The organism is Burkholderia sp. S171 (genome assembly GCF_009766085.1).
Lineage (GTDB): Bacteria > Pseudomonadota > Gammaproteobacteria > Burkholderiales > Burkholderiaceae > Caballeronia.
Map to the genome: position 1 here is coordinate 86,561 of NZ_LMUF01000047.1, position 24,078 is coordinate 110,638.

Annotated in this window: 26 protein-coding genes; 9 read left to right on the plus strand and 17 right to left on the minus strand. The window is 59.7% G+C overall.

Translation table 11 applies throughout. The annotated features are described in order from the left end of the window. Positions 1-4: 4 nt before the first annotated feature. Positions 5-793, minus strand: coding sequence for a sulfite exporter TauE/SafE family protein (locus tag GSQ93_RS25655; RefSeq protein WP_174254678.1), 789 nt, complete (start codon positions 791-793; stop codon positions 5-7). 3 nt (positions 794-796) lie between these two features. Next, a complete protein-coding gene (locus GSQ93_RS25660; protein ID WP_158938452.1) occupies positions 797-1,516 on the minus strand; it encodes an MBL fold metallo-hydrolase in 720 nt (239 codons plus the stop codon). Positions 1,517-1,893: 377 nt separating this feature from the next. Here GSQ93_RS25660 and GSQ93_RS25665 point away from each other — a divergent pair, with 377 nt between their 5' ends. Both GSQ93_RS25665 and GSQ93_RS25670 read left to right on the plus strand, forming a co-directional pair. Then, on the plus strand, positions 1,894-2,424 hold the full coding sequence (locus GSQ93_RS25665; RefSeq protein WP_158938453.1) for a DUF962 domain-containing protein: 531 nt from the start codon (positions 1,894-1,896) through the stop codon (positions 2,422-2,424). Positions 2,425-2,597: 173 nt separating this feature from the next. After that, positions 2,598-2,918 (plus strand): DUF4148 domain-containing protein, encoded by a 321-nt coding sequence (locus GSQ93_RS25670; protein ID WP_158938454.1) that lies wholly within the window; start codon positions 2,598-2,600, stop codon positions 2,916-2,918. Between the two features lie 228 nt (positions 2,919-3,146). On the opposite strand, the gene GSQ93_RS25675 is transcribed toward GSQ93_RS25670, so the two are convergent. Then, entirely contained in the window at positions 3,147-4,529 is a 1,383-nt protein-coding gene (locus tag GSQ93_RS25675) for a PLP-dependent aminotransferase family protein (RefSeq protein WP_158938455.1), read from the minus strand. Positions 4,530-4,695: 166 nt separating this feature from the next. Here GSQ93_RS25675 and GSQ93_RS25680 point away from each other — a divergent pair, with 166 nt between their 5' ends. From GSQ93_RS25680 to GSQ93_RS25690, 3 genes are all read left to right on the plus strand, one after another. Continuing rightward, the gene (locus GSQ93_RS25680; protein WP_158938456.1) at positions 4,696-5,988 is read left to right on the plus strand and encodes a hydroxymethylglutaryl-CoA reductase, degradative; all 1,293 of its coding nucleotides are present in this window, start codon (positions 4,696-4,698) and stop codon (positions 5,986-5,988) included. 118 nt (positions 5,989-6,106) lie between these two features. Continuing rightward, complete coding sequence (locus GSQ93_RS25685) at positions 6,107-6,607, plus strand: hypothetical protein (protein WP_254074078.1); 501 nt, start codon at positions 6,107-6,109, stop codon at positions 6,605-6,607. Further along, positions 6,607-7,989: a tripartite tricarboxylate transporter permease gene (locus tag GSQ93_RS25690; RefSeq protein ID WP_158938457.1), complete on the plus strand. Its 1,383-nt coding sequence runs from the start codon at positions 6,607-6,609 to the stop codon at positions 7,987-7,989. The genes GSQ93_RS25685 and GSQ93_RS25690 overlap by 1 nt, the downstream gene beginning before the upstream one ends. A 57-nt stretch (positions 7,990-8,046) precedes the next feature. Here the strand turns inward: GSQ93_RS25690 and GSQ93_RS25695 are convergent, their stop codons facing one another. The 5 genes from GSQ93_RS25695 to GSQ93_RS25715 all read right to left on the minus strand — a co-directional run bounded on the left by GSQ93_RS25695 (position 8,047) and on the right by GSQ93_RS25715 (position 11,052). Further along, a complete protein-coding gene (locus tag GSQ93_RS25695; protein ID WP_158938458.1) occupies positions 8,047-8,241 on the minus strand; it encodes a hypothetical protein in 195 nt (64 codons plus the stop codon). Then, entirely contained in the window at positions 8,222-8,605 is a 384-nt protein-coding gene (locus tag GSQ93_RS25700; RefSeq protein ID WP_158938459.1) for a DUF535 family protein, read from the minus strand. Before GSQ93_RS25700 ends, GSQ93_RS25695 begins: the two co-directional genes overlap by 20 nt. A 303-nt stretch (positions 8,606-8,908) precedes the next feature. Beyond that, on the minus strand, positions 8,909-9,451 hold the full coding sequence (locus GSQ93_RS25705) for a DUF2867 domain-containing protein (protein ID WP_158938460.1): 543 nt from the start codon (positions 9,449-9,451) through the stop codon (positions 8,909-8,911). Between the two features lie 157 nt (positions 9,452-9,608). Then, complete coding sequence (locus GSQ93_RS25710; protein ID WP_158938461.1) at positions 9,609-10,061, minus strand: hypothetical protein; 453 nt, start codon at positions 10,059-10,061, stop codon at positions 9,609-9,611. A 91-nt stretch (positions 10,062-10,152) separates the two neighbouring features. Further along, on the minus strand, positions 10,153-11,052 hold the full coding sequence (locus tag GSQ93_RS25715; protein ID WP_254074052.1) for a LysR family transcriptional regulator: 900 nt from the start codon (positions 11,050-11,052) through the stop codon (positions 10,153-10,155). A 111-nt stretch (positions 11,053-11,163) separates the two neighbouring features. Between GSQ93_RS25715 and GSQ93_RS25720 the strand changes: the two genes are divergently transcribed. After that, the gene (locus tag GSQ93_RS25720) at positions 11,164-12,471 is read left to right on the plus strand and encodes an aspartate aminotransferase family protein (protein WP_158938462.1); all 1,308 of its coding nucleotides are present in this window, start codon (positions 11,164-11,166) and stop codon (positions 12,469-12,471) included. Positions 12,472-12,529: 58 nt separating this feature from the next. Here the strand turns inward: GSQ93_RS25720 and GSQ93_RS25725 are convergent, their stop codons facing one another. Then, on the minus strand, positions 12,530-13,234 hold the full coding sequence (locus GSQ93_RS25725) for an SDR family NAD(P)-dependent oxidoreductase (RefSeq protein ID WP_158938463.1): 705 nt from the start codon (positions 13,232-13,234) through the stop codon (positions 12,530-12,532). Positions 13,235-13,406: 172 nt separating this feature from the next. Here GSQ93_RS25725 and GSQ93_RS25730 point away from each other — a divergent pair, with 172 nt between their 5' ends. Beyond that, a complete protein-coding gene (locus tag GSQ93_RS25730; RefSeq protein ID WP_158938464.1) occupies positions 13,407-14,321 on the plus strand; it encodes a LysR family transcriptional regulator in 915 nt (304 codons plus the stop codon). 53 nt (positions 14,322-14,374) lie between these two features. Here the strand turns inward: GSQ93_RS25730 and GSQ93_RS25735 are convergent, their stop codons facing one another. Further along, positions 14,375-15,382 carry a GlxA family transcriptional regulator gene (locus tag GSQ93_RS25735; protein ID WP_158938465.1) on the minus strand — a complete coding sequence of 336 codons (1,008 nt, stop codon included), beginning with the start codon at positions 15,380-15,382 and terminating at the stop codon, positions 14,375-14,377. A gap of 113 nt (positions 15,383-15,495) precedes the next feature. Between GSQ93_RS25735 and GSQ93_RS25740 the strand changes: the two genes are divergently transcribed. Beyond that, positions 15,496-16,044: a cysteine hydrolase family protein gene (locus GSQ93_RS25740; RefSeq protein WP_158938466.1), complete on the plus strand. Its 549-nt coding sequence runs from the start codon at positions 15,496-15,498 to the stop codon at positions 16,042-16,044. A 65-nt stretch (positions 16,045-16,109) separates the two neighbouring features. On the opposite strand, the gene GSQ93_RS25745 is transcribed toward GSQ93_RS25740, so the two are convergent. Continuing rightward, complete coding sequence (locus GSQ93_RS25745; RefSeq protein ID WP_158938467.1) at positions 16,110-17,006, minus strand: alpha/beta fold hydrolase; 897 nt, start codon at positions 17,004-17,006, stop codon at positions 16,110-16,112. Between the two features lie 309 nt (positions 17,007-17,315). Between GSQ93_RS25745 and GSQ93_RS25750 the strand changes: the two genes are divergently transcribed. Further along, positions 17,316-18,080, plus strand: a complete 765-nt coding sequence (locus GSQ93_RS25750) for an IclR family transcriptional regulator (protein ID WP_158938468.1) — start codon at positions 17,316-17,318, stop codon at positions 18,078-18,080. Here GSQ93_RS25750 and GSQ93_RS25755 read toward each other — a convergent pair. From GSQ93_RS25755 to GSQ93_RS25780, 6 genes are all read right to left on the minus strand, one after another. Beyond that, positions 18,068-18,898: a citryl-CoA lyase gene (locus GSQ93_RS25755; RefSeq protein WP_158938764.1), complete on the minus strand. Its 831-nt coding sequence runs from the start codon at positions 18,896-18,898 to the stop codon at positions 18,068-18,070. The genes GSQ93_RS25750 and GSQ93_RS25755 overlap by 13 nt on opposite strands. Next, positions 18,895-20,094: a CaiB/BaiF CoA-transferase family protein gene (locus tag GSQ93_RS25760; RefSeq protein ID WP_158938469.1), complete on the minus strand. Its 1,200-nt coding sequence runs from the start codon at positions 20,092-20,094 to the stop codon at positions 18,895-18,897. Before GSQ93_RS25760 ends, GSQ93_RS25755 begins: the two co-directional genes overlap by 4 nt. 15 nt (positions 20,095-20,109) lie before the next feature. Next, positions 20,110-21,543, minus strand: coding sequence for an MFS transporter (locus tag GSQ93_RS25765; RefSeq protein ID WP_158938470.1), 1,434 nt, complete (start codon positions 21,541-21,543; stop codon positions 20,110-20,112). Positions 21,544-21,721: 178 nt separating this feature from the next. Next, positions 21,722-22,006 carry a c-type cytochrome gene (locus tag GSQ93_RS25770; RefSeq protein WP_254074079.1) on the minus strand — a complete coding sequence of 95 codons (285 nt, stop codon included), beginning with the start codon at positions 22,004-22,006 and terminating at the stop codon, positions 21,722-21,724. 84 nt (positions 22,007-22,090) lie between these two features. Then, positions 22,091-22,414 carry a ribbon-helix-helix domain-containing protein gene (locus GSQ93_RS25775; protein ID WP_031360302.1) on the minus strand — a complete coding sequence of 108 codons (324 nt, stop codon included), beginning with the start codon at positions 22,412-22,414 and terminating at the stop codon, positions 22,091-22,093. Positions 22,415-22,489: 75 nt separating this feature from the next. Next, the gene (locus GSQ93_RS25780) at positions 22,490-24,058 is read right to left on the minus strand and encodes a GMC family oxidoreductase (protein ID WP_158938471.1); all 1,569 of its coding nucleotides are present in this window, start codon (positions 24,056-24,058) and stop codon (positions 22,490-22,492) included. Positions 24,059-24,078 lie beyond the last annotated feature (20 nt).

Genomic DNA, 24,078 nt, shown 5'->3' on the forward strand with positions numbered 1-24,078 from the left:
AAAGTCATCGCGCCTGCCATGAGTGATAGAGCATATAGGCTGCGGCCGAAATGATCATCGCTGAGAAAACGCGGTTCAGCGCGCCACGTTTTTTCGCGAGGCGGCTAGCGGCCTGCGTGCCCAGCAAACCGCCAACCACCCCGCCGCCGACAAATTCCGCCGCAACCAGCCAGTCGACCTGACCCGACAGCGAGTAGTTGATCGCTGTCGTCAATCCGAACGAACCGACCGCGAATAACGACGTGCCGATTGCATCGACGATCTGCATTCGACCCGCGAACATCAGGCCCGGGACCACCAGAAAGCCTCCGCCGATCCCGAAAAATCCCGACAAGCTTCCTGCGCCCAATCCCGTTCCGCATAAACGTGGATAAGGCGTCGGGAAGGGGCTGCCTCCGACCGTTGCCGAGGGGCGCGGCCGGAGCATGAGGAAAGCGACGAAGCACATGAGAAACGCAAAATACGTCAAAAGCTTCTGGCCATCGACCAGCTTGCCGACGGTCGAACCCAGCGTCGCGCCAAGCACGCCGCTGGCGGCGAACGCGAAGGCCGGGCCCCACCTCACATGCCCGGCGCGCGCGTGCGGGATCATGTTGATGTAGGCGCTGGCCGCGACCGCCAACGCCGCGGTCCCGATCGCGATGTGCGGGTTGTGAACGCCGACTACGTAGAGGATCAGCGGCACGGCGAGGATGGAACCGCCTCCGCCGACGAGGCCGAGGGAGAAACTCACGAAACCGCCGCACAGCACTGCGGCGATAGCTTGTATCACCGGGGTGAAAGCAAAAATCATGGGTCAGCCCTGGCGTTTTGCGGGCGTCGATAGCTGACCACATGCCAGGTTCGCCGGTATGGCGACATCCATCATCTTGGGGTTCGGAAGATTCAAGCCCTTCATGATTGCTACGTACTCGCTTTCGGTTTTCCCTGCGAGTCGTGGATTGAAATGCTTCTCCTCGCCAATGCTTGACGCAGTCCACCCCTTGTAATCGTGGGCGGGGTAGAGCGTGGTTGCGTCGGGTAGCGTGAACAGCTTGTTGACGATCGAATCCCATGACCGATGCGGGTCGCCGCCCTGAAAGTCTGTACGTCCGCTGCCGCGAATGAGTAGTACGTCGCCGGTGAAAACAGCTTGCGGCGCGGAAGGATTCAGGACGAAGCTAAACGATTCGTCGGTGTGTCCGGGCGTATAGAGCGCACGTAACTCGATGCCATCGACACGCAAGATTTCGCCTTCACGCACATGCTGCGATACACAATGTGCCTTCGACAATTCGCCCATGATCGTGGTGCAATGCGTGGCGTCGCGCAGGTCACCGAGCGCGGTGATGTGATCGGCGTGCGTGTGGGTATCGATGGCGTGAACCAGCCGCAAACCTAACTGCTCGATCACCTTCAGATAGTGCGCAAGCTGTTCTTTTACGGGGTCGATGATCACCGCTTCCCCACCCGCCCGAGAGGCGAGCACATAGGTGTAGGTGCTCGACTGACTGTCGAAAAATTGCCGGAACAGCATTGCCTTATAACCTCGAAAAATCTCTATATTACGTATGAGTATAAGCTTATATTTATAGAGAATATAGTATTGAAGGCGTGGAAAGTCAAACGGGTAGAGGGCTTTGGGACGGGAAAATGCTGCGCGAAGCAGCGCGTGAATTTGTGCATGAAAACGAACACGGGACAACAAACAATGGTTGTTGACCGGGCGAATTTCACACCGATCGAATCCCTGCCGGGAGTCGATGATCGGCTTGTCCGCTGCGCTTTTCGTGCAAGCATGGCGGCGAACTATGCGGGGCAACGCGGATGCGCGTTAAGCCGTCATCGCGTACGCTAGCCAGGGCGGCTTGTTCGCACAAGAATGCCGTTAGCCACGCTTCGGAGGGTAGTCCCATGAGATCCCTGGTGGACCAGCTCGGACAGTACGCGATGTATCACCGCGACTCGCGCAACATTGTTTCGCACCTCATTGGTATTCCACTGATCGTCGTCGCGGTCGCCACTTTGCTGGCGCGTCCGGCGGTTGATGTGATGGGCACGCTGACCCTGTCGCCGGCAATGCTGCTCGCCGTAGCGGTCGCCGTGTTCTATCTTCGGCTCGACATACGATTCGGTATCCTGATGACTCTCTTGCTTGCGTTGAGCGTATGGGCCGGAAAACTGCTCGCGATGCAAACGACCGTGTCCTGGCTCGCCTGGGGCGTGGGATTGTTTTTTATCGGCTGGGTGATCCAGTTCACCGGTCACTACTTCGAAGGCAGCAAGCCGGCTTTCGTTGACGATGTGATCGGGCTCGCGGTCGGGCCGTTGTTCATCGTGGCGGAGGTGGCGTTTTTCCTGGGTCTGCGCGACCCGGTTCGCCGCGCGATTGAAGAACGTGCCGGGCCCATTCGCGGCGGTGCCGGCAAACGAGCCGTTCGATAACCGTCAGCTGTTTGTATGGCGATGCTTTTTCACGGATCTAGGGTTTACACCTAATTCGACAATAATCCCTTGCGCAGTCTGCTATTAATCTTAAGCGTGCATTTACCTACACTTCAATCACTGAAACGCGAACAGGGTTGTTCGCGACGAAAATCAAGATTCGGAGGTAGGTCATGAAACTCGTTCAATCGCTTATTGTTGCTGCAGTCCTCGCTGTCCCGGCCGTGTCGTCGTTTGCTCAATCGAATGCGCCTGTTACCCGCGCTGAAGTGAAAGCTCAACTGGTTCAGCTTGAAAAGGCGGGCTATCAACCCGGCCGTGATGACCCGAATTACCCGGCTGATATTCAAGCTGCAGAAGCACGTGTCGCTGCGCAAAATGGCGCTAATACCAGCTTCGGCGGTGTGAACGATGGCTCGTCGGCATCAGGCGCCCGCGCAGTCGTGAGCCCCGCGCTGAACGACAACGCAAAGTCGGTCTACTTCGGCCACTAATCAATCGCGTTGCCAAACCGCCCAGCAACTCGGGCGGTATTGAAGACGGTTCGACGATGGTTGATGAGCGCGCAGCGATCCTGTGCGCGCAGTCATTTCGAACCGACTAGTTCGAATCAACGAATAGCACCTCCTCCATCGGGGTCGCTCCGATCCCCGTGGATTTTGCCCAGCTATAAGTTGGGCTTTTTTTGCATTCGACGATATGCGAGTTGCAGGTGCGCACCCTCAACCGAGCGTCTTGAGCGCGGCCGCGAATCGAGGGTCCTTCAAGTACGCGACGTTAAACCGGCAGTACGGCGAAACGCCTTCCGTGTGAGGCGAAAACACCGTCCCCGGCGCGAGAATCACGGATTGAGCGAGCATCGCCTTGGCAAACTTGATTGAGTCTTCGCCATGGGGCAGCGCTGCCCAAAGATAGAGGCTCTGCTCACTGACCTTGTAGATCTTCGCGCCCAGTGCGTGGAGCGCGTTGACGCCCGCCTCGGTCGCCCGGCGAAGTTTTTCCTGCATGTGATTGGTGTGACGCAGGAAATGGCCATCGCTCAGAATGGCCTCCAGCGTGCGCTCGCAATACTCCGAACTGCTCACGTGCGTCAGCATTTTTACATCGGCGAGATCGCTTGCCAGCGCCGGATCGCACGCAAGAAAACCCACTCGCAACGCGGCGGAAACCGACTTCGCGAAACTGCCGATATAAATCGTCCGGCGCAGTTGATCGAGCGTCGAGATGCGCGTGAGCGAGCGCGGTTTCAGATCCGCTAACGCATCGTTCTCGACAATCGTGAGGTCGTAGGTTTCAGCCAGCCTGAGTATGCGATGCGCCTTCGCGGCGCTCGTGTCCGTCGCGGTCGGATTGTGTCCCACGGACTGCGTGAAGAAGAGTTTCGGCCGATAGGTTTTCAAGTGCTCTTCGAGCACCGCGATGTCAGGGCCGTCGATCTCTCTTGGAACACCGACCATGTTCGCGCCGCTCAACTTCAACTTCCCGAACAGCGGGTAATAACCTGGGTCATCGACGAGTACGGTGTCGCCTGGGCGCACAAAATATCGCAACACCATGTCCATTGCCTGATTCGCGCCGTGCGTCAGCACGATCTGCGTAGGCGCCGCTTCTATCTCATACCCGGCCAGCTTTTGCTGAAGATGCTGGCGCAATGGCAGATACCCAAAGCGGCTGCCGTATCGAAACAGCGATCCCACGCCGGTACGAACCACGCGCTGATGAAATTGATCCAGACGCGTTTCTTCCAGCCATTCCACCGGCGGAAATCCTTCGCCCAGGTTGAGAAACTCGGACTTGTTCTGCAGCTGCTCGCGCATCAGCCAGACGACGTCCATCGCCCGGTCCAGGGTGGTGGGTTCGTCGCCGACCGGCTGTACCTCGACCGAACGTGACACGAAAAACCCCGACCCCCGCTTCGGTTCGATCAGGCCGTTCGCCGTCAGGATGTCGAACGCGCTGATGACGGTGTTCTTGGAACAACCGTTCCCCTCAGCGTATTCCCTAATCGAAGGCAATTTGGCGCCGGCCTGCAGCAGGCCGTCTTTAATCTGTCTGGCCAAATTGTCTGCGATGGATCGAGGCAGGCCCGTCTTTTCGCGTTGCATGATCGTGATTGCTCCGGTTTCCACTCAATTGTTCTGGGTACAGTGGTTTCACTGTCTTGCGAAAGTGTGCCTTTTAATAGGGTACAGCCGGCCTATTATTCGCTCCATCCAGAGACTTCCGCAAGCCGGACGCGCGGCGAATGCATAACTGAGTAAGCAAGGAGCATTGCAAGTGAACATCGATTCAAAGTTGCCGAATTTTCGCGGGCTCTCGCCGGCGCAACGCCTGACGCACATTGCCCAGGCAGCGAATCTGAGCGACGCCGATCATGCGTTGCTCGGCAACCCCGCCGCGCTCTCGCTGGAAACGGCGAACGGCATGATCGAGAACGTGATCGGAACGTTCCAGTTGCCGATGGCCGTGGCCGGCTACTTCCAGATCAACGGACGCGACGTGCTCGTGCCCATGGCGGTGGAGGAACCATCGATCGTCGCCGCGGCGTCGTTCATGGCGAAAATGGCGCGCGAAGCCGGCGGTTTCATCACGTCGAGCACCGGGCCGCTGATGCGCGCGCAGGTGCAGATCATCGGCGTGAGCGATCCTTACGGTGCGCGTTTGTCGATCCTCAAGCACAAGGAGGAACTGGTCCAGCTCGCGAATACGCGCGACAAGGTGCTGATTGGTCTGGGTGGCGGCTGCAAGGACATCGAGGTTCACGTGTTTCCCGACACGCCGCGCGGGGCAATGGTGGTCGCGCACCTGATAGTCGACGTACGGGACGCGATGGGCGCGAACACCGTCAATACGATGGCGGAGTCGGTGGCCGGTCGTATCGAGGAGATCACGGGCGGTAAAGTTCGCCTGCGCATCTTGTCGAACCTCGCGGATCTGCGTCTCGCACGCGCACAGGTTCGTTATTCGGCCGATACGCTGACGACCAAGGAGTATTCGGGTGAGCAGGTTATAGAAGGCGTGATCGATGCGTGTCTGTTCGCGGCCATCGATCCGTATCGCGCCGCGACGCACAACAAAGGGATCATGAACGGCATTGATCCGGTGATCGTCGCGACGGGTAACGACTGGCGCGCGGTCGAAGCGGGCGCGCATGCGTATGCGTGCCGCAACGGTCGATATACATCGCTGACCACGTGGGAGAGAGCGAATAACGGCGATCTGGTGGGTACGATCGAAATGCCTATGCCCGTGGGTCTTGTTGGCGGCGCCACCAAGACGCATCCGCTCGCCCGGCTCGCGCTCAAGATCATGGACGTGCATTCGGCTCAGGACCTCGGCGAGATAGCTGTCGCCGTCGGCCTCGCGCAAAACATGGGTGCATTGCGCGCGCTTTCCACCGAAGGTATCCAGCGCGGGCATATGGCGCTGCACGCGCGCAACATCGCGATGTCCGCAGGCGCGACCGGCGCGGACATCGATTGGGTGGTCAAGAAAATGGTCGCGGCAAACGACGTGCGTACCGACTACGCAATGACGCTGCTTGCAGGACCTCGCGACGCCTGAGTAGCAGCCTGATCGGCGACGTGCTTAGCGACCGAATCAAAAACTTCCGCAAACGGAGGAGACAATGAAACATTCAGTATTGGACGCCGGCGAGGCGTTAGGGCCGGCGTCGGTGAACATGACCGCCGCAGTCGACGCGCAGGCTTCCCACCTGGTTGAAGTGTGGGGAGACACGGTCGATATCCGGCATCTCGCGTGGTCCGTTGCGCTTGGCATAGGTATCAGCCTGGGCGCTTTTTTCTCCGCCAATTATTTTCTCGCGCTTTACGTCCACGACGCCGCGATGACCCGCGCTTACGCAATGCTCGTGGGTCTCGCTGGCTGCCTGATCGCGGGCGCCGTGTGCGCGAAGCTGTTCAAGCCGAAACGGGTTGTGGTCGACCAGTCATCCGACACGGCTCGCCGCGACGAAGTGCTTAATCAGCTTGCCGCCGAGGCGGGTGGATTGGGGTTCGTCGCCGATCTTCCGCTCGCGGTTGCCACGGAGATGAAAGAGCTCGGTCTCTACGATGTATTCCTCAAACACGAGCAGCGTATCGAGGCGTCAAAGGGTACGCTCGACGAAGGCCTTGGTGTTACTGAAGTCACTGAAACAAATACAAGCAAGGAGTCCTCCTGATGGACGCGCTTGCTCACCAGGTGCTTGTGGCGGTATCGATGGGCTTGCTTGGCGCTATCGTGTTCGCCGGGATCGGTCTTATCTCCGGGACGGACGAAACCACGACGCTTGCACCGCTCACATTGCTGGTTGCGCTGCTCGGCGTGCCGCCCGCGGGTGTCTTCACGTTTTTCATGGCCGGGGCCGTCGCAAAACACATGACGCACGCGATCCCGACCGCGCTGCTCGGCATTCCAGGCGACACGCTCGCGGCCCCCTTGCTTCAGCAGGCGACCATGCTGCGCAATCTCGGCGTGCCGCACATTGCGCTGCGAAAGATGATTTCGGGTGCGATCATCGCGGCCTTCGTCGCGGTGCCGTTGGCCGTGCTGTTCGCTGTGTTGCTCGCGCCATTTGGCCCGTCAATATCGAAAGCGGCGCCGTGGGTGTTTCTTGCCGCAGCCGTTGCAATCGCGTATTTTTCATCGGGCCGATGGGCGTCGGTGTTGCTGCTCGTGCCATTCGTTCTGGTGATTGTCGGGCTTCAGGCGCTGACCGCGAAATATGGCGTGAAGCTCAGCGTCAGCTACTTTCTGGGCATTGCCATCGGCCCGTTGATAGCAGACCTGTTCTCCATCCTTTCGCCCGCTGATCGCGCTGTGATGCGCCGCGATCGCGTCAAAACGTTCTCGCTTGCGCCGGACGTCAAGGGCTGGAGCGGCTACTTCCCAAATCCCCTCAAGGTGCTCGACCGGCAGCAGCGGAACTGGACCATTGCGACGGCGGCGGTGTCGAGCGCGACGTTCGTGTTCAGCCCGGTCGCGATGACGGTCGTGATGGGCGAACTGGTGGGCTCGCGGATCAAGCATGCATACCATCGTTTGACTACAGTCATCGCTGCACGAAATGGCGTCACCGAGGCAACCTATATTGCCGAGGCACTGATTTCGCTGATCGCGTTCGGACTGCCTTTGAGTCCCGTTGCAGCGGGTCCGGCTGCGCCGCTTTTCAATGCGCCGCCGCGCTTTTTCGTCGATACAGCCACGGGGCACATGAACAACCTGCACACGTTGATGACGAGCTGGGAGTTCCTCGGCTACGGTTTGTTGTCGGTGGTGCTGGCGGCGCTGATTGCGTATCCGTTTTCGATGAACTATGCGCACCGGGCGGCTTCGTTTGTCGCCCGTCGGCTCAGCCATGAAGCGATCATCGCGACGTTCGCCGGGTTGATCGTGGTGATCAGCGTGTGGGAAGGGCAGTTGCTGGGATTTCTGGTGATTGTGACGATCGGGCTGCTGGGAGGACTGTTATCCCGGCGCTTTGGTTTTAACACCGGGGTCCAGTTCATGGGCTATTACGCGGCAGTGCTAAGCGTTCCGGCGCTGACCAAATTGATCGCTTGAGGCGGGCGGGGCGGACGTTGAATTTCGCGAGCGAGCCGTGCGAGCGAGAATCCCGGCTCAGCGCGTAAGGCTCGCCTTGATCTGCGAAGCAACATCTGCCTTGAGCGCGTAGCGTTTGCGCCGCACCGCGTTACCCGTGTCCGTCCCTTGATGACCGGCCAGATAAAGCGCCGGCGGCGCAAGCACGAACCACCCGTTCCAGTCATTAAACGCGCCACATTCACGCGACAAACTATCGTAGTCGGCGGACACCCGGCGCTTGCGCAGACAGTATCGCCAGTTGGCATTGCGTGAGGGTGTGGTGATCCAGGCTCGCGGCGAGCCGCTCGCCCGCCGTGAAGCGACCGTGCAGGAACGGCCGGTGCATGCGTTCGAGCGTGGCAGGGTGACGCTTCACCAGATCGAGCAGCGGTGTGCTTGAACAGCGCTTGAGCCACACGTTCGTCGTTCGCCAGCAGATCAGCGAGCGCAACCAGAAGCGCGTACGCCGCCAGCGATGAAAGCGGCTCGCGCCCGGGTGAAGTACGCTCCCGGCGCGCTGGATCGCGGCGCATGCATCCGAGAGATCGGTCAGCCACCGCGAACCCGCACCCAACCATCCGAGCAGTAGAGGCATCCCGGCAGATCCTTTCAGTGTTTCGATCGAAAGGATGCTAGCGACGTGGTCTACGCCTTCATGTCGAATTACTTGGAGAATTGTCGAGTTTTGTCGAGCGACGCAAGTCTGATCCGGTCCATCCGCTATCTTTCGCAGCGCGCGGAGAGGCCCAGCCAGTGGCGATAAACCGGCCGCTTCGCAGTATTATCCGGTCAGCGTCCGCGGGCGCCGACCGGATTGTGTACGCTGCCACCGTTATGGTAAGGCGGCATCCTGTGACGCGCGCGCTGACGTGCTGTGAAGCGGCAACCCCAAGCGGGCTCAGGAGGCAGTGGGCCAGCCAATGCGAGCAGCGCGGCGCAGGCTTGACCGGACCACCATTTCATGGAACGGCGTGATCAGCAGGATGTAGGTACGTCCCAAAAGATTGTGGCATCGCACGACCGTCGATACCGTCAGGTAACGCCCACCGCCTGCGGTCTCTGCCCGGGTCTCCTGGAACACGGACAGCCTGAAGTCGAGATGTTTGTCGTCTTCGCCGAGGACGATTTCGTCGACGCCGCGCTCGTAAATCCTGAAAATGGAGACATGCTTGTCTTGCTCGGAGCGCGCGGATTCCTCCAGGTGCTTCGCTGTCTTGAGGCCAAACCCGGCAACGAGCGCGTCGCGTACTTGCAAGAGCTTGCCAATCCATGCCGCCTGATGCGAAAACATGAATCGGGCGAGGAGTTCGGGATCGGCGGTTGCGTTGTCCGGCAAGCGGATGGAGAAGGCGTCGGCGAGGTTCGGATGCGCGTACATGAGCGTTACGCGTGAGCTGGCCGGCAACGCGACGGAGGTCACGGACACACTTGGATTTTGCATGGTTCAAGCGACTCCGGTGTGATGGCTCGGGAATGAGTTAAATGCGAGCCTTATTTGCAACTGTACACCCGCCGTGCATCTCACCTTTTGCATCGCTGTGCCGCGCTTTCCCATGCGAACGAAATCACGGACGCGGTGGTAAAGCACGCAAATACGCTCACTGACCAGACGCATGGGCCCTGAGAAACGCCGCATATCCATTCTGCGCCTTGAGGATCTTATCGGCACATTTGTCGTAGTCCGAACCTCTCGCGTTGTCTGGTCCATACATGCCGCGACACTGCGCAAAGAGCGTCAGCGTTGCGCCCGTACCCTTCGCGACACGGGTCGCTGAAAAGCTGGCCTTGCCCGAAGAGGGCACGTCGGTATCGATAGCGACTGCGTCCGCGCGCGTGATGGACGTGTCGGAGCGTTGCTCGATATAGCGCTTGGTGAGCGCCCAAGCGGCGTCGCAGTTTGCCGCATCGCAATTGACTGCTGCATTGCGTTGAGCGTCGACAAGGTTCGCTTCGTTGTGGACGAATCTCTGGGCTTGATCCGCCTGCTTTTCGGCGGACGAGCAGGCAGTGAGTACAAGCGCGACAAGCGCAAAAGCGACGATTTTTTTCACGGATAACATTTCCCTGGCCAAGTTCGAGCACGATTATAGCTGTGCGCCGAAGCGTCCACAGGTGCGTTCGAAAGGCTCGTGCAAGCATCGGCTAGCCACGCGTGGCTACACCCGGGCTTGATGCGAGGCTGGGCGACATCGTTCTCAAGGTTCGAATCATGAGGTCCTTCACGCTCTCGACAAGAAGCGAATCGACCGCGCCCGAGCACGAAACGACTGCGATGCCAACATGGGGAAGCGGCGGGAGCATCCCGCCATCGGGCAGGATCCGCAGATCGGCGGGAACGGCTCCTCGGGTCAGCACGGCGACTGCAATGCCCGCTCTCACGATAGCCAGCAGACCATCCTTGCTGACGCTCTCATACGCTACACGATAGCTGACATTGGCAAGGTCGAGCGCACGCCGCGCGGCCTGATGGTCGAGCGTTTCAGGCACCGACAACGCTATTTGAAGGGGTCCATCGCTGGGGGCGTAGAAGTCTTGCGATGCGATCCACACCAGGTCCTCCCAGCGAATCACCCGCTCTACGTTCCCCTCCGCGGCGAGCGATACCAATGCCACATCGACACGATGTGAATCGAGCATTTTCTCGAGCAAGGGCGTAGGTGCACAGACGACTTCCAGCGCGACCCGCGGATGCTGCGCCGCTATCGCGCGCAGCACGGCCGGAAGGAATTCAGTGCAATAGTCCTCGGGGCATCCGAGCCGGATCGAGCCCGTGAGCCCGCGACCGGTCACGTCGACCAATGCCTCGTCGTGGGCTCGCACCAGTCTTCGGGCGTGCGACAACAGCCGATCTCCGCGCGACGTCAGTTCCACGCCGCGTGCGGTGCGTACGAGCACGGCGCCGTCGACGATCTCTTCGATCCTCTTGAGCTGCATGCTGATCGCGGATTGCGTGCGGCCAACTTCCGCCGCCGCGCGCGTGAGCGATCCGGCATCGGCTATGGCGACAAATGTCCTGAGCAAATCGAAATCCAGCTGCAACATGATGGCATCAGCTCCTCGAATGGCAGGCATCACAACTTTTCATTTCCACCCGTCGACCCAGTTCGCTTACATTGACCTTCGGCACGCCCGCCATCCACTTTGGACACAGTCATGTCAGCACAAACCGATCGGGACTTTTGGTCAAACGCTCAGCGGCACCTGATTCGCTACGGTGGCACATTCTCGCCCGTCATAATCGAGCGTGCCAGCGGCAGCCATGTCTACGATTCCACGGGCCGCGCGATACTCGACTTCACCTCTGGACAGATGAGCGCCATATTGGGCCACTCGCATCCGGAAATCGCCGAAGTTATCGCGGAGAGCGCACGTAATCTCACGCACCTTTTCAGCGGCATGCTCTCGCGCCCGGTAGTGGATCTGGCAACGCGCCTCGCCGGTATCGCACCCGAGGGACTCGAACGTTCGCTGCTGCTCAGCACCGGCGGCGAAGCCAACGAAGCAGCGATCAAGATGGCAAAGCTCGTCACCGGCCGGTACGAGATCGTCAGCTTCGCTCAATCGTGGCACGGCATGACGGGCGGTGCAGCTTCAGCCACTTACAGCGCCGGCCGCAAGGGTTACGGTCCGGCCGCCGTGGGCTCCTTCGCCATTCCGGCACCCTACCCGTATCGGCCACGATTCGAACGCAACGGTGTCTATGATTGGGCGGCTGAACTCGACTATGCATTCGACCTGATCGACAGGCAGTCAAGCGGCAGCCTCGCGGCGTTCATCGCTGAGCCAATTTTGAGCTCAGGTGGCCTGATCGAACTGCCGCAAGGCTATATGCGCGCGCTGAAAGCAAAGTGCGTAGAGCGCGGAATGCTATTGATCGTGGACGAGGCGCAAACCGGCATGGGCAGAACCGGTACGATGTTCGCGTGCGAGCACGACGGCGTGGTGCCCGACATCCTGACCTTGTCCAAGACGCTTGGCGCGGGTCTGCCGTTGGCTGCCGTGCTGACGACGCAAGAGATAGAGAATCAGGCACACGAACACGGGTTCCTCTTTTATACGACGCACGTGTCGGATCCGATGCCCGCAGCGGTCGGCCTCAAGGTCGTCGAGATCATCGAGCGGGATGGGCTGGTAGAGCGGGCGGGTGTGATGGGTAGCCGCTTGCGCAACGGGCTGGAGACGCTTCAACACCGCTTTGAATGTATTGGCGATGTACGCGGACGCGGGCTGATGCTCGGGATTGAAATTGTAGGCAACAGATCGACGAAAGCTGCGGCCCCGGCGCTGTCCGCTGCAATCACACGCCGCTGCCTCGAACTCGGCTTGCACATGAATATTGTCCAGTTGCCGGGACTGGGAGACGTCTTCCGTCTTGCTCCGCCGCTGACCATCGCCGAGGCTGAGGTGGACAGGGGGCTATCGATCATCGAGCAAGCGATTGAGGAAAGCGTGAGCAAGTGACACGCAAGGCCAGGTTGCAAACGCCATGAAGCATTTCCGTTATGGGTTATGAAGCCTGTTACCAGGGAACGACCCTTCCGAGATAGTCAAGGTAATGCAACCCGGAGCGGCCCTCATACGCCTCGATCGTATTGACCAGGTTAGGAATGCTTTCTTCGATAGTCAAGCGGCCCGCTGGACCTCCCATGTCTGTCTGGACCCATCCAGGCGCCATGAGCAGGAGGCTCCGCGGGTACTCGGCGCTGCGAGCCGCGAAGGTGCGCATAAGCATATTCAGTGCGGCCTTGCTCGCCCTGTAGACTTCATAATTTGCGTTCGTGGCATTCGTGAGACTGCCCTGACCCGAAGACATGACGCCGATCGTTCCTGTCAGCGAGACAAGGTCTTGAAACGCCTCAATGACTCTCATCGGGCTTAGCGAGTTCGTGACCATCACCCGTACAAATTCCTCTGTCGAGACGTCCGCTATCGTTTCTCGATCGTCGTTTTTGACGCCCGCGTTCACGAAGAGCACATCTATCCGTCGATCCGCAAGGCGGGCACGCAGCGCTGCAACCTGATCTGGAATCGTGACATCGACCGTTTCTACTTCGAGCGCGCCTCCGGAGCTTTCTGCAACGTGCCGAAGCTTTTCTGTAGAGGCGTCCCGCCCGGTAGCGATGACTCGATAGCCGCGCTTTAAATACTCCTGAACCATCGCGAGCCCAAGGCCGCGGGAAGCGCCGATAAGGAGAACAGTTTTCTGCGAAGGTGTGTTTTGCATGGGCATCCTGGGTGAACGAGGCCGCTCTCGAACCTGACAGCAATGAGAGCGATCCTCTGAAGTAAATTGCGTAAACCAAATATAGCGGTGCGTGGGGAATGGCGGAAGCTGCACCGAATGCAACTAAGATGTGCGTCAGGCGCCTTATCTCACCTCTGCTTGCTACAACCCAATGCCAGAACCGGACCTCAATCTCCTTTTCGCACTCGATGCGTTGCTGACCGAGAAAAACGTGACCCGCGCTGCCCGGGCGTTGCATCTGAGTGCCTCAGCAATGAGTCGCACGCTGACGCGCCTTCGTGCTGAGACCGGCGACCCATTATTGGTCCGTGCCGGGCGCGATATGGTGCTGACTCCGTATGCCGAAGAGATTCGTGAGCGAACGCAAAATATTGTTCATGAGGCTCGCTCCGTGCTGCGCTCGTCGCCGGCGGCGCTGGATTTTTCAACGTTGCGGAGAACCCTTACGATTCGTGCCAACGAAGCGTTCGTGGAAGCCTTCGGCGCGCCATTGATTGCTGAAGTGAGCGCATTGGCGCCGCTTGTGCGTTTGCACTTTTCGTCCAGAACGGAAAAGAACGCGGAATGTCTACGGAATGGTTCCGCCGATCTCGAGATTGGTGTTCTCGAAGAAATGGGGCCTGAAATACGCGTCCGGGCGCTGTTTCGGGACCGCTATCTGGGTGTTGTCAGAAAGGGCCATCCCCTCGATATAAACCAGGAAGTGACTATCGGGCAATACGCGGCATGTGGCCACATCGCCACGCCGCACGGTCGCCAAACAATCGATTCTCTTGACGCTGCGATTGCCCTGTCAGGGTTGGAGCGAACGATTATGGCGATCGTGCCCAGCTTTCCTGCCGCGTTGGCGGTGGTCCGAGCGTCAGATTTGGTAGCGCTCTTGCCGGCGTCTTTTGTGAACACTCAGCACGTCGCATCCGTCGCGGTTCACGCTTTTGAGCTTCCTGTGGCAACCGATGGTTTTACGGTTTCTCAAATGTGGCATCCTCGTTTAGGGAATGACCCTGCTCATCGATGGTTTCGGGAGCTGGTTCTCAGAGTATGCCGTGAGCACGTGCCATTCTGAACGCACAGCGTCGGCGTCAGCGAGGCTAGACCTGATTGGGCCGATCCTCCGGGTCATGCCTGCTTTGCTCGCAGAACCGGCGAGGCATCTTCGCCTTGCGTTCGAAAGCGTCTTCTGTAATACCCTGGAGACAGACCGGTGAGCTTCATGAACACTTTCCGGAATGATCCGGCGTCCTCATAACCGACGCTCCAGGCGACCTGATCGAACGACTGTCGGCTCGTTTCGAGCATCTCACGTGCTTTGCCGACCCGAAGATGCTGGCAATACTCTGTCGGGCGAAGGCCGGTCGCTTTTTGAAATCGACGAAGAAAGGTCCTTTCCTCTAATCCGGCACGCTCAGCCATCAAAGCGATGGTGGGATGGCGGGCACCGTCCTGTTGTAACCAGTGCTGCACGTCCAGAATCGTTTTGTCGCCGTGATTGAGCTTCGGAGAGAAGGCGCTGTAGTAGCGTTGCTCTCGACCGGGGGGATCGACCAAAAGAAAACGAGCGGTCTCCATCATCGCGGCGGAACCGAGCAGCCGGTCGACTATCGTGAGACCCAAATCGGCCCATGCCATCAGGCCTCCCGCGGTCAGGATGTCGCCGTCGTCAATCAGGAGCTTGTCGGCATCCACGCGGATGTCGGGAAAGCTTTCAGCAAGAAGCTGTGCCTGGGACCAATGCGTTGTCGCCGAGCGCTTCGCGAGCAGTCCGGTCTGAGCGAGAAGGAACGTCCCGACACAAACGGACGCCAGCACGGCGCCTCGCGCATGACAGTCATTCAACCACCTCACGATCGGGGCGAAAGCATCGCCGACGGGCAGCCCCCCGAGCGAGGGCGGAATAATCACGAAGTCAGGTGCGCTCTCGGCCCATGGCGGGGAAGAGTTGCCCGCATCAAACTGAACGTGGCTTACCCTGAGCATTGAATGTTCCCCGCTTTGTGAGCGCGGTTTCGACCGATGAAACAAGCGCTCAGCAATGTGGAACAAGTCAGTCAGCCCATGAACGGCGGCGAGCTGGGATCCTGGATAGATCAACAACGCTATTTCCACAGGAGAGATATTTTTCGCCATTGTCAGTTTTGCCTCGTTTTTTGTCAGTCCTGCCAATTCGCCAATCAACCGCGCTAGCTTACTCTTGAGTCTCGGAGAACGATCGCGTTTCTCGTCAATACCAGGAGATAGACATGACCCAGCGTGCACTCATCGTCGTAGACTTGCAAAACGATTACTTCCCAGGGGGAAAATGGACATTGACGGGGATTGAAGCCGCCGCCGCCAATGCAGCGCGCCTGCTTCAATCAGCGCGTGCTGCCGGGCATCTCGTCGTGCACGTTCGCCATGAATCCCCGAAGCCCGACGCGGCGTTTTTCGTCGCGGGGTCCGAAGGTGCCTCGATCGCTCCGCAAGTGATCAATCAAGAAGGGGAACACGTCGTTCTGAAGCATCAAATCAATGCCTTTCGCGACACTGATCTCAAGAATATTCTGGACACCAATGGCGTTGAAGAAGTGGTTATCGCCGGAGCAATGAGCCACATGTGTGTGGACGCGATCACGCGGGCATCGGTCGACTTTGGCTACAAGGCGACGGTCATACATGATGCCGTTGCGACGCTCGACATGGAATTCGGCGGCGTGAAAGTTCCGGCCGCGCACGTGCATGCGGCCTTCATGGCAGCGCTTGGTTTTGGCTATGCAACCATGCTGTCTACGGATGAATACATCAACGCTTAGTCCGCGTTGAAAATTGGTCTCGCGTTTTGGGCGGTTTCATTTGAGTGACTCCGCTCACCAAGCACTCACCCGCCGCGCAGATGCGCGATGACCAGATCGGCCACTTGATCCGGCGCTTCGCGGGGCGGAAAGTGCCCCACGTCATCCAATACCACCCGCCGATACCCGCCCGTAAAGTGTCCATCCATCCCTTCCGATGAAGCCGGTTCATCGCAGAAATCGGCGCCTCCCTGGAGCATCAGCGTAGGTGTGGAGAGCTGGTCAATGGTCGCCAGTTTTTCCCGCAGCACGGCATACGCCGGATCGGATACCTCGCCTTCACGCCAGCGCCGCCGATAACCGTTAAGCGTGATGGGCACCCAGTCGGGGTTGTCGAAGGCGGCGGCGGTGAGAGCGAATTCTTCGGCGTCGAACCAGCCGGGCGGCGACCATGTATCCCATTGCAAACGCGCAAAACCTTTGGGATCGGCGGCGATTGCTGCGGGCGCGGCACCGAGTGCCATGAACCATTGATACCAAAACTTTCGCGCCTGCGAGAAGTGCGGCAATTCGAACGCTCCCTTAGGCTGGAACGCCAGTGCGAGCGCAGCGATGCGTCCAATGCGCCCGGGGAACAGCGCGGCCAGCGTGTAGGCCGCGCGTGCGCCCCAGTCGTGGCCGACGACATCGAAACGATCGATTCCCAAGGCATCGGCCAGATCAATCGCGTCCTGTGCGAGCGCCACGCCGGAACCATCACGCACAATGTCCGCTGACAGAAACCGCGTGTTGCCGGAGCCGCGCAAGTCCGGAACAATCGTTCGATAACCCGCTGCGGCGAGGCGTGCTGCCACGGGCGTCCAGGCGCGCGCGGCGTCGGGCCAGCCGTGTAGCAGCAAGACCGGCGGCCCGTCGGCCGGTCCGGACTCGGTGTAGGCAATGTCGAGTTTAGATGTGCGTGCAAGCAGTTTTCGATCGTCCATGCGCGTTCTCCGGAAGATTGGCCAGTTACGTTCGACCCTTAAATGCTGCCACGTATTCCCGAGCTTCGCCCGGGTGCCGTTTCCGATGAAAAGCAACTAACAATCTGCCCCGCCACGCGCCTGTGGATTTGTCATCCGCCATCGCCCGATCAAAGCGTCTTTGAAATTCTTTAAAGCGGGCTCCGTAGAAAAGGGGCCTTCCAGCCTCTTATATGAACCGTATGAGACGCGCCGCGCATCGCGTAAAATTCCCCATCGATATCAACACAAGACGAGACGCGTCGATTACGTCGCTCGCGTCGTACAACCATGCAAACGCCCGAGATCAAACCTGGCCCGAAAGAGAGCGAAGGCGTTGCCGTCATCGACCGTGCTTGCGCGATCCTGTTCGCGTTCAGACCCGACGATGGGTCGCTTACGCTCGCAGAACTCGCGGCGCGTACCGGGCTCTACAAAAGCACGCTGCTTCGCCTGGCGGGCGCGCTGATCCAGCACCGCTTGTTGCTGCGTCTCGACGACGGCCGCTATCAACTCGGCCCGGCCACCTTCATGCTCGGCGCGTTGTATCAACGCAGTTTGAATCTCGGCGATATCCTCGTTCCGCTCATGCGTGAACTCGCCGAAATCAGCGGCGAAAGCGTGTCGTTCTATGTGCGTGACGAAGCGGTGCGGGTGTGTTTGCATCGTGTGGACTCGACGCATGCCGTGCGTTATCACGTGCGCGAGGGCGACGTACTGCCGCTGGAGAGCGGTTCAGGTGGGTTGGCGTTGCTCGCGTTTGGCGGCGCTGAAGGCGACGTGTTCCAGCGCATTCGCGACGACTTCTACTGCGTCTCCATGGGCGAGCGGGACCGCGAGACAGCCGGTATTTCGATGCCCGTTTTCGGCGTGCGTCAGACCCTGCGCGGCGTGTTGACGCTGGCAGGTCCGAGTTCACGAATCGATCAGGCGTTCGTAGCGAGCAACATTGGCGCTTTGTTCGATTGCGCCGCGCGTGCGACTGATGCGCTCGGCGGCGACGCACGCGCGTTGCGCAACGCGCAACGGCACGCGGCCAACGTTCAAGTCAAATGACGCTCGGGTTCACCCGTGTATTTGTAGGCCATCTGACGCGGCATCGGGCCTTTGTTACGCTCGTTGCGCCCGCGCTGTTCCCACGCATGCGACAAGATTCCGACCGCACGCGATAAGCAAAACACTCCGCGCGCCAACTCCGGCGCGAAGCCGAGTTCCGCGTAGATAACGGCCGTCGCGCCGTCGATGTTCATCGGCACCGGCTTGTTCTTCCGCTGCTTGAGCAACGCTTCAATGCCGCGCGCGACCGCCGCGTATCGTCCGCTGATCTCGCCTTGCGCAACGCTGGCATCGACTAAAGCAAGCAGCTTGACCGCACGCGGATCGACCGGATGAAAGCGATGCCCGAAGCCCGGCAGATACTTGCCCTTCGTCTCGATGAACGCATCCACGCCTTGCGCCACGGCATCGCTCAAAGCGGCCCCCGCGTCTTCGAGCGCGACGATCGAATCGTATAACTCGACCGCTTGCTGGCCCGCGCCGCCGTGGACATCGTCGAGCGCATTGATGGCCGATGCCATTGCGCCGTTCAACGGCAAACCGCAACTCGTCGCCATGCGCGAGATGGCGATGGAGGGCGCGTGCGGACCATGATCCACCGATGCCACGAGCGCCGCTTCAAACAAAGCCGCCTGCGCTTTATTGGGCAATTCGCCGCGCAGCATCAGCCAGATCATCTGCGGGAAACTGACCGCGCCGATCAGCTCCTGAATCGGAAAGCCGCGCACGTTGATCGATCCCGGATGGATATCGATGATTGACGTGCTCCAGTAATCCGCGGCGAGCGTAGCGGCGTCAAATGTTTGCGTCATGGTCAGATCACTCCTTCGGCGCGTAGTTCGTCGATCTGTGTGTCGTCGAAACCGAGCGTGGCAAGATGCTCGCGCGTGTTGGCGGACAACGTCGGCGCGGGGGTGGAGGGTGCAGTGTCGGCATCGGAGAAACGGAAACCTGCGCGGGTGACACGTTGCCGCGTCGTGGCGTCATCGCCGTTGAACTCGTGCACGAACTCCCGCGATACCAAATGCGGATGCGCGAGGATTTCCGGCACCGACATCACGCGTCCTACCGGCACGCCGGCTTCGGTAAACTTCGCATCCCAGTTCATTGCGCTGTCCGTTGCCAATGCGGCTTCAATCTCCACCTTCAACGCCGCGCGATTCAACTTACGGGTGTTGCGCTCGGAAAAGCGCGGGTCATCGGAGAGATCCGGGCGGCCGATCAACTTGCACAAACTCACGAATTGCTTTGTTTCATTCGCCGCGATGTTCAGCAAGCCGTCGCCCGTTTTGAACGTGCCCGACGGAGCGGCCGTGAAGTTTTCGTTGCCCATCGGTGCGGGCGTGACGCCGGCGTTCAGGTAGTTCGACACGACCCAGCCCATGGTCGAGAGCGTGGCTTCGAGCATCGATACATCGAGCATGCGGCCGCGACCATTCGCGCGGGCATCGACCAACGCGGCGCAAATGCCGAATGCCGCCGTCAGGCCGCCGACCGTGTCCGAGACCGGATAACCCACGCGCAGCGGGGCGCTGTCGGCATCGCCCGTCACGCTCATCACGCCGGAGATGCCCTGGATGATCTGGTCATAAGCCGGTCGTTTAGAAAATTCGCCATCCTTACCAAATCCGGAGATTGCGCAATAAATGAGCTTCGGATTGATCTCGCTTAAAGCCTCATAACCCAGGTCCAGCCGCGTCATCACGCCGGGCCGGAAGTTCTCCACGAGCACATCCGCCGTCTTGACGAGCGAGCGCAGGATCTCCTTGCCGCGCGCATCTTTCAGGTTCAGCGTGATCGACTGCTTGCCTGCATTGACGGCCACGAACGACGCACCCATGTCACGCGCCGAGGCCTCTTTATCGGCGCCCAGACGCCTTGCCAGATCGCCGCCTTCCGGATGCTCGACCTTGATTACTTCGGCACCAAGCAACGCGAGTTGATACGCGCAGAACGGCCCGGCCAGCACATTCGATAGATCCAGCACCCGCACGCCAGTTAACGGAAGCGTCATGTCAAAACCTCATGTTCATTGCGAAATCTCATCGAGATTGCGGTTGTTGGTACGCGGCCCAAAGATGCCGATCGCGCCCATCACCATCACCATCGACACGCTGATCAAAGCGAACACGCCCGTCACTTCGAAGTGGCGCAGCGCGAACGCGATCATGAAGCCGGAAAACATGGCTGAAAGACGCGAGATGGAATAAACAAAGCCAACTGCGCGAGCGCGTAGACGCGTGGGGAACAGCTCGGTCTGATACGCGTGATACCCGACGGAAAGCAACGTGCCGCAGAGCGTGATCATCACGCCGATAATCATCAGCATGACCGGCGATGTCTGGGTGGCAAACAAGCTGCCGAACACCACGATCCCGAACGCCGACAACACGATCAACGTTTTCCGTTCAATCCGGTCCGCAATCGCCATCCCGATCAGCGGCCCAAACGGATTCGAGATCGCGATGACAAACGAGTACAGCAAGCTGTGCGTGATCGTGACGCCTTTGGAGACTAGCAGCGTCGGCACCCAGGACGCGAAACCGTAGAACCCGATCGCCTGGAAGAAGTTGAAGACGAGCATGGTGATGGCGCGTTTGCGATACGGCGGCTGCCAGATTTCGCGGAACGCGGCTTTCGTTGTCGCCGGTTCGACGGTTGCGACCGGCGTCGGCAACGCCCGTCCGTACTGCGCAGCGACCTTAGCCTCGATCGCTTGCAAAACCTTCTCCGCTTCCGCCGTGCGGCCTTGTTGTGCAAGCCAACGCGGAGACTCAGGCACACGCCGGCGGATCGCCCAGACCACGATTGCACCCAATGCGCCGATGATCACGACCCAGCGCCATCCATCGAGGCCGAACGGCTTTTGCGGCACGAGCCACCACGCGAGAAACGCAACCGAGGGCACCGCCGAATATTGAACGAGGTGCACGAACGCGAACGCACGGCCGCGCAGATGCTTGGGGACGAGCTCGCTCACGTACGTATCGATGGTGACAAGCTCCACGCCCACGCCAATGCCTGCAATCAGCCGCCACAGGTTGATGGCGGGCGCGGTGGTTTGCAGCGCCATGATCAGCGTGGCTGCCGAATACCAGAGCAACGAGACCGTGAAGACGGTGCGGCGGCCGTATTTGTCGGCGAGACCGGCGAGAAAGAATGTGCCGATGAACAAGCCCGCAAACGACGCCGCCACGAACGCGCCGAGTCCCGAGACACCGAAGAAGGACGCTGTGGTCGTGGAATAGAGGCCGCTTTTAACGAGGCCGGGGCCCACGTAAGCGGTGAAAAACAGGTCGTAGAATTCGAACCAGCCGCCAATGGACAGCAGGAACACCAGCATCCAGACGGAACGCGTCGCCGGCAGCCGGTCGATGCGCGCGTTGACGCCGAACGTTGTGTCGCCCACGCCGGCGCTTGAATTAGGCGACCCGTGTGTCGCATGTATTGGCACGCTTGCCATTGAACCCTCCTATGGGCGTCTCGCTTTGTGACGTTCTATCTAACGGAACGTCGTTCTGTTTATCAGTGACGCGAGAGTAGTGCGTGAGGAGGCCACGCGAAATCAGGGGTTTTACCTAGATGGGGGAGGAATACCGCGCGCCGGAGAGAGGCGCCGTGCGCGGACTGACTGGTCGAGCTCAGTGCTCAGGCGCCCCGGCAAGAATCCACGCGATAACGGTACGCAGGTCGGCGTCGCTAATACCGGGGTTCGCCGGCATGGGGACTTCTCCCCAAACGAAAGCGCCGCCATTGCGGACCTTGGCAAACAGCTTGTCGGGCGCCGTAGCGTCGCCGTGATACTTCTTAGCGATCTCTCGATACGCCGGCCCGACGACCTGCGAATTTACGGCGTGGCAACCCAAACAGTTGTTCTTCTGCACGATCGACAAGGCAACTGCCGCGTCCGGGGCGGCATGCGCCATCTGTACCGGCAGTACAAGCGCCGCGAACAACACGCAGCACGACCTTCTTACCCATGCACGTCCGGTCATCGGTTTTGTCATCGATCAGCCCGCCACCTTATCAGTCGTCGCCGCTGCCACGTGGCTGCGAAAATCCATCGATGCGTTCGCCCTCAGCCCTTGATATCGAAGACAGGTGACGCGCAGGAACGACGCAAAATTCGTCGTTTCGCCCAAATGCTGAGTGATCTCTTCATGCAACTTGGCGATGAGCTGGTTCGTCGTCATGTCGTTGTCGGCGGCGAGTTCGGACAGCGTCTGCCAGAACAGGTTTTCCAGCCGGATGGTTGTCGTCACGCCGCTGATGCGCACCGAGCGCGCGCGGCATTCATAGAGAATCGGATCGGTTTGAGCGTAGATCCTGCACATGGACAGCTCCTCACAATGAAGAAGGAACCGCCGGGCGGCGGTTCCTGCGGGTTCTGCGCGTACTTTCGCAAGCCCCTAGATATTACGGCGTTTCATCTGATCCGCGATGTAATCCGATTGCCGGATCGCCAGCGTCACAATAGTCAGCGTCGGATTTTCAGCCGCGCTGGTCGTGAACTGACTGCCGTCGGAGATGAATAAGTTTGGCACGTCGAAGGTCTGGCCGTGCTTGTTGCAGACACCGTCACTCGATTTCGCGCTCATCCGGCAGGTCCCCAGATTGTGCGTGGACGGGTAGGGCGGCGTGCGTAGCGTCTTCACTGCCCCGGCTGCCGCGTAGATTGCCTCGCCTTGCTTGAACGCATGATCGCGCATGGCGATGTCATTGGGATGATCGTCGTAGTGGACGTTTGCCACTGGTAACCCGACCTGATCCTTCACGTCATGATTCAGCGTGACGCGGTTGGTCTCACGCGGCATGTCCTCGCCGACAATCCACATGCCGGCGGTATTTGCGTAGTTATCCATATAGTAAGTAAAGTCCGATCCCCATGCGCCCGGATCGAAGAATGCGGCGGCGAACGGCAGGCCCAGCGAAATGGTTTCCATTTCATAGCCGCCCGCAAAACCGCGCTTCGGATTGAATTCGGCTTCATCCGTGATGATGCCTGCCATCACCGTGCCACGATAAAAATGCACGGGCTCCTTGAACACGCCGAATACCGAGCCGGTCGTGTGCCGCATGTAATTGCGTCCCACCTGGCCCGAGCTGTTCGCGAGACCGTCCGGGTGCTTCGATGATTCCGAGAGCAATAACAGGCGCGGTGTTTCTATCGAGTTCCCCGCGACACACACCACGCGTGCGCGCTGACGCTGCTGTTTGCCGTCGGCATCCATGTAAACCACACTGCTCGCTTTGCCGGCTGCGTTTGTCTCTATACGCATCACATGCGACTCCGGCCGCAATTCGAGCCTGCCCGTGGCCTCGCCCGCGGGAATCTCCGTATAGAGCGTCGACCATTTCGCACCCGACTTGCAGCCCTGGAAACAGAAGCCGAGTTGCATGCAACGGCCACGCCCGGCGCGTGGCTGGCTGTTGATTGCCATGTGGCCGGTGCTGCAGTTCTTGTAGCCGACCTTCGTCGCGCCGTCGTACATGATTTTGAAGTTGTTGTTGCCCGGCAGACCCGGAATGTTGTTCGTGCGCGTGACGCCCATCTTGTCTTCGGCGCGCGCGTAGTAGGGTTGGAGATCGGCGAGTGTGATCGGCCAGTCGAGCAGGTTCGCCTGGTCGATGGAACCGTAAGTTGTACGCGCCTTGAACTCATGCTCGTGAATCCGCAGCGACGCGCCCGCCCAGTGCGTGGTAGTGCCGCCGACCGTCTTGCAGATCCATGCGGGCAGTTCCGGGAAGTCCTTGGCGACGCGCCAGTTACCTGACGTGGTGCGTTTGTCGGTCCAGGCGAGTTGCCCGAAAGACTTCCATTCATCGTTGATAAACGTAGCCGATGACTGGCGCTTGCCTGCCTCCAGTACCACGACTTTCACCCCTTTCTGACATAACTCGTTTGCCAGCGTCCCGCCGCCCGCGCCCGAACCGACGATCACGACAACGGAGTCGTCGTTGTAGTCGAACTTAGCCATGCTTGCCTCCTCGGCAGTAT

Bases quoted from the DNA above. Each gene is read 5' to 3' on its own strand.
- GSQ93_RS25745 (WP_158938467.1), bottom strand. From the start codon at position 17,006: ATGGACGATCGAAAACTGCTTGCACGCACATCTAAACTCGACATTGCC.
- GSQ93_RS25720 (WP_158938462.1), top strand. From the start codon at position 11,164: ATGTCAGCACAAACCGATCGGGACTTTTGGTCAAACGCTCAGCGGCAC.
- GSQ93_RS25725 (WP_158938463.1), bottom strand. From the start codon at position 13,234: ATGCAAAACACACCTTCGCAGAAAACTGTTCTCCTTATCGGCGCTTCC.
- GSQ93_RS25665 (WP_158938453.1), top strand. From the start codon at position 1,894: ATGAGATCCCTGGTGGACCAGCTCGGACAGTACGCGATGTATCACCGC.
- GSQ93_RS25660 (WP_158938452.1), bottom strand. From the start codon at position 1,516: ATGCTGTTCCGGCAATTTTTCGACAGTCAGTCGAGCACCTACACCTAT.
- GSQ93_RS25770 (WP_254074079.1), bottom strand. From the start codon at position 22,006: ATGGCGCATGCCGCCCCGGACGCGGCAGTTGCCTTGTCGATCGTGCAG.
- GSQ93_RS25735 (WP_158938465.1), bottom strand. From the start codon at position 15,382: ATGGCGAAAAATATCTCTCCTGTGGAAATAGCGTTGTTGATCTATCCA.
- GSQ93_RS25765 (WP_158938470.1), bottom strand. From the start codon at position 21,543: ATGGCAAGCGTGCCAATACATGCGACACACGGGTCGCCTAATTCAAGC.
- GSQ93_RS25675 (WP_158938455.1), bottom strand. From the start codon at position 4,529: ATGCAACGCGAAAAGACGGGCCTGCCTCGATCCATCGCAGACAATTTG.
- GSQ93_RS25690 (WP_158938457.1), top strand. From the start codon at position 6,607: ATGGACGCGCTTGCTCACCAGGTGCTTGTGGCGGTATCGATGGGCTTG.
- GSQ93_RS25780 (WP_158938471.1), bottom strand. From the start codon at position 24,058: ATGGCTAAGTTCGACTACAACGACGACTCCGTTGTCGTGATCGTCGGT.
- GSQ93_RS25715 (WP_254074052.1), bottom strand. From the start codon at position 11,052: ATGTTGCAGCTGGATTTCGATTTGCTCAGGACATTTGTCGCCATAGCC.
- GSQ93_RS25750 (WP_158938468.1), top strand. From the start codon at position 17,316: ATGCAAACGCCCGAGATCAAACCTGGCCCGAAAGAGAGCGAAGGCGTT.
- GSQ93_RS25670 (WP_158938454.1), top strand. From the start codon at position 2,598: ATGAAACTCGTTCAATCGCTTATTGTTGCTGCAGTCCTCGCTGTCCCG.
- GSQ93_RS25760 (WP_158938469.1), bottom strand. From the start codon at position 20,094: ATGACGCTTCCGTTAACTGGCGTGCGGGTGCTGGATCTATCGAATGTG.
- GSQ93_RS25730 (WP_158938464.1), top strand. From the start codon at position 13,407: ATGCCAGAACCGGACCTCAATCTCCTTTTCGCACTCGATGCGTTGCTG.
- GSQ93_RS25655 (WP_174254678.1), bottom strand. From the start codon at position 793: ATGATTTTTGCTTTCACCCCGGTGATACAAGCTATCGCCGCAGTGCTG.
- GSQ93_RS25740 (WP_158938466.1), top strand. From the start codon at position 15,496: ATGACCCAGCGTGCACTCATCGTCGTAGACTTGCAAAACGATTACTTC.
- GSQ93_RS25685 (WP_254074078.1), top strand. From the start codon at position 6,107: ATGACCGCCGCAGTCGACGCGCAGGCTTCCCACCTGGTTGAAGTGTGG.
- GSQ93_RS25775 (WP_031360302.1), bottom strand. From the start codon at position 22,414: ATGTGCAGGATCTACGCTCAAACCGATCCGATTCTCTATGAATGCCGC.
- GSQ93_RS25700 (WP_158938459.1), bottom strand. From the start codon at position 8,605: ATGCCTCTACTGCTCGGATGGTTGGGTGCGGGTTCGCGGTGGCTGACC.
- GSQ93_RS25705 (WP_158938460.1), bottom strand. From the start codon at position 9,451: ATGCAAAATCCAAGTGTGTCCGTGACCTCCGTCGCGTTGCCGGCCAGC.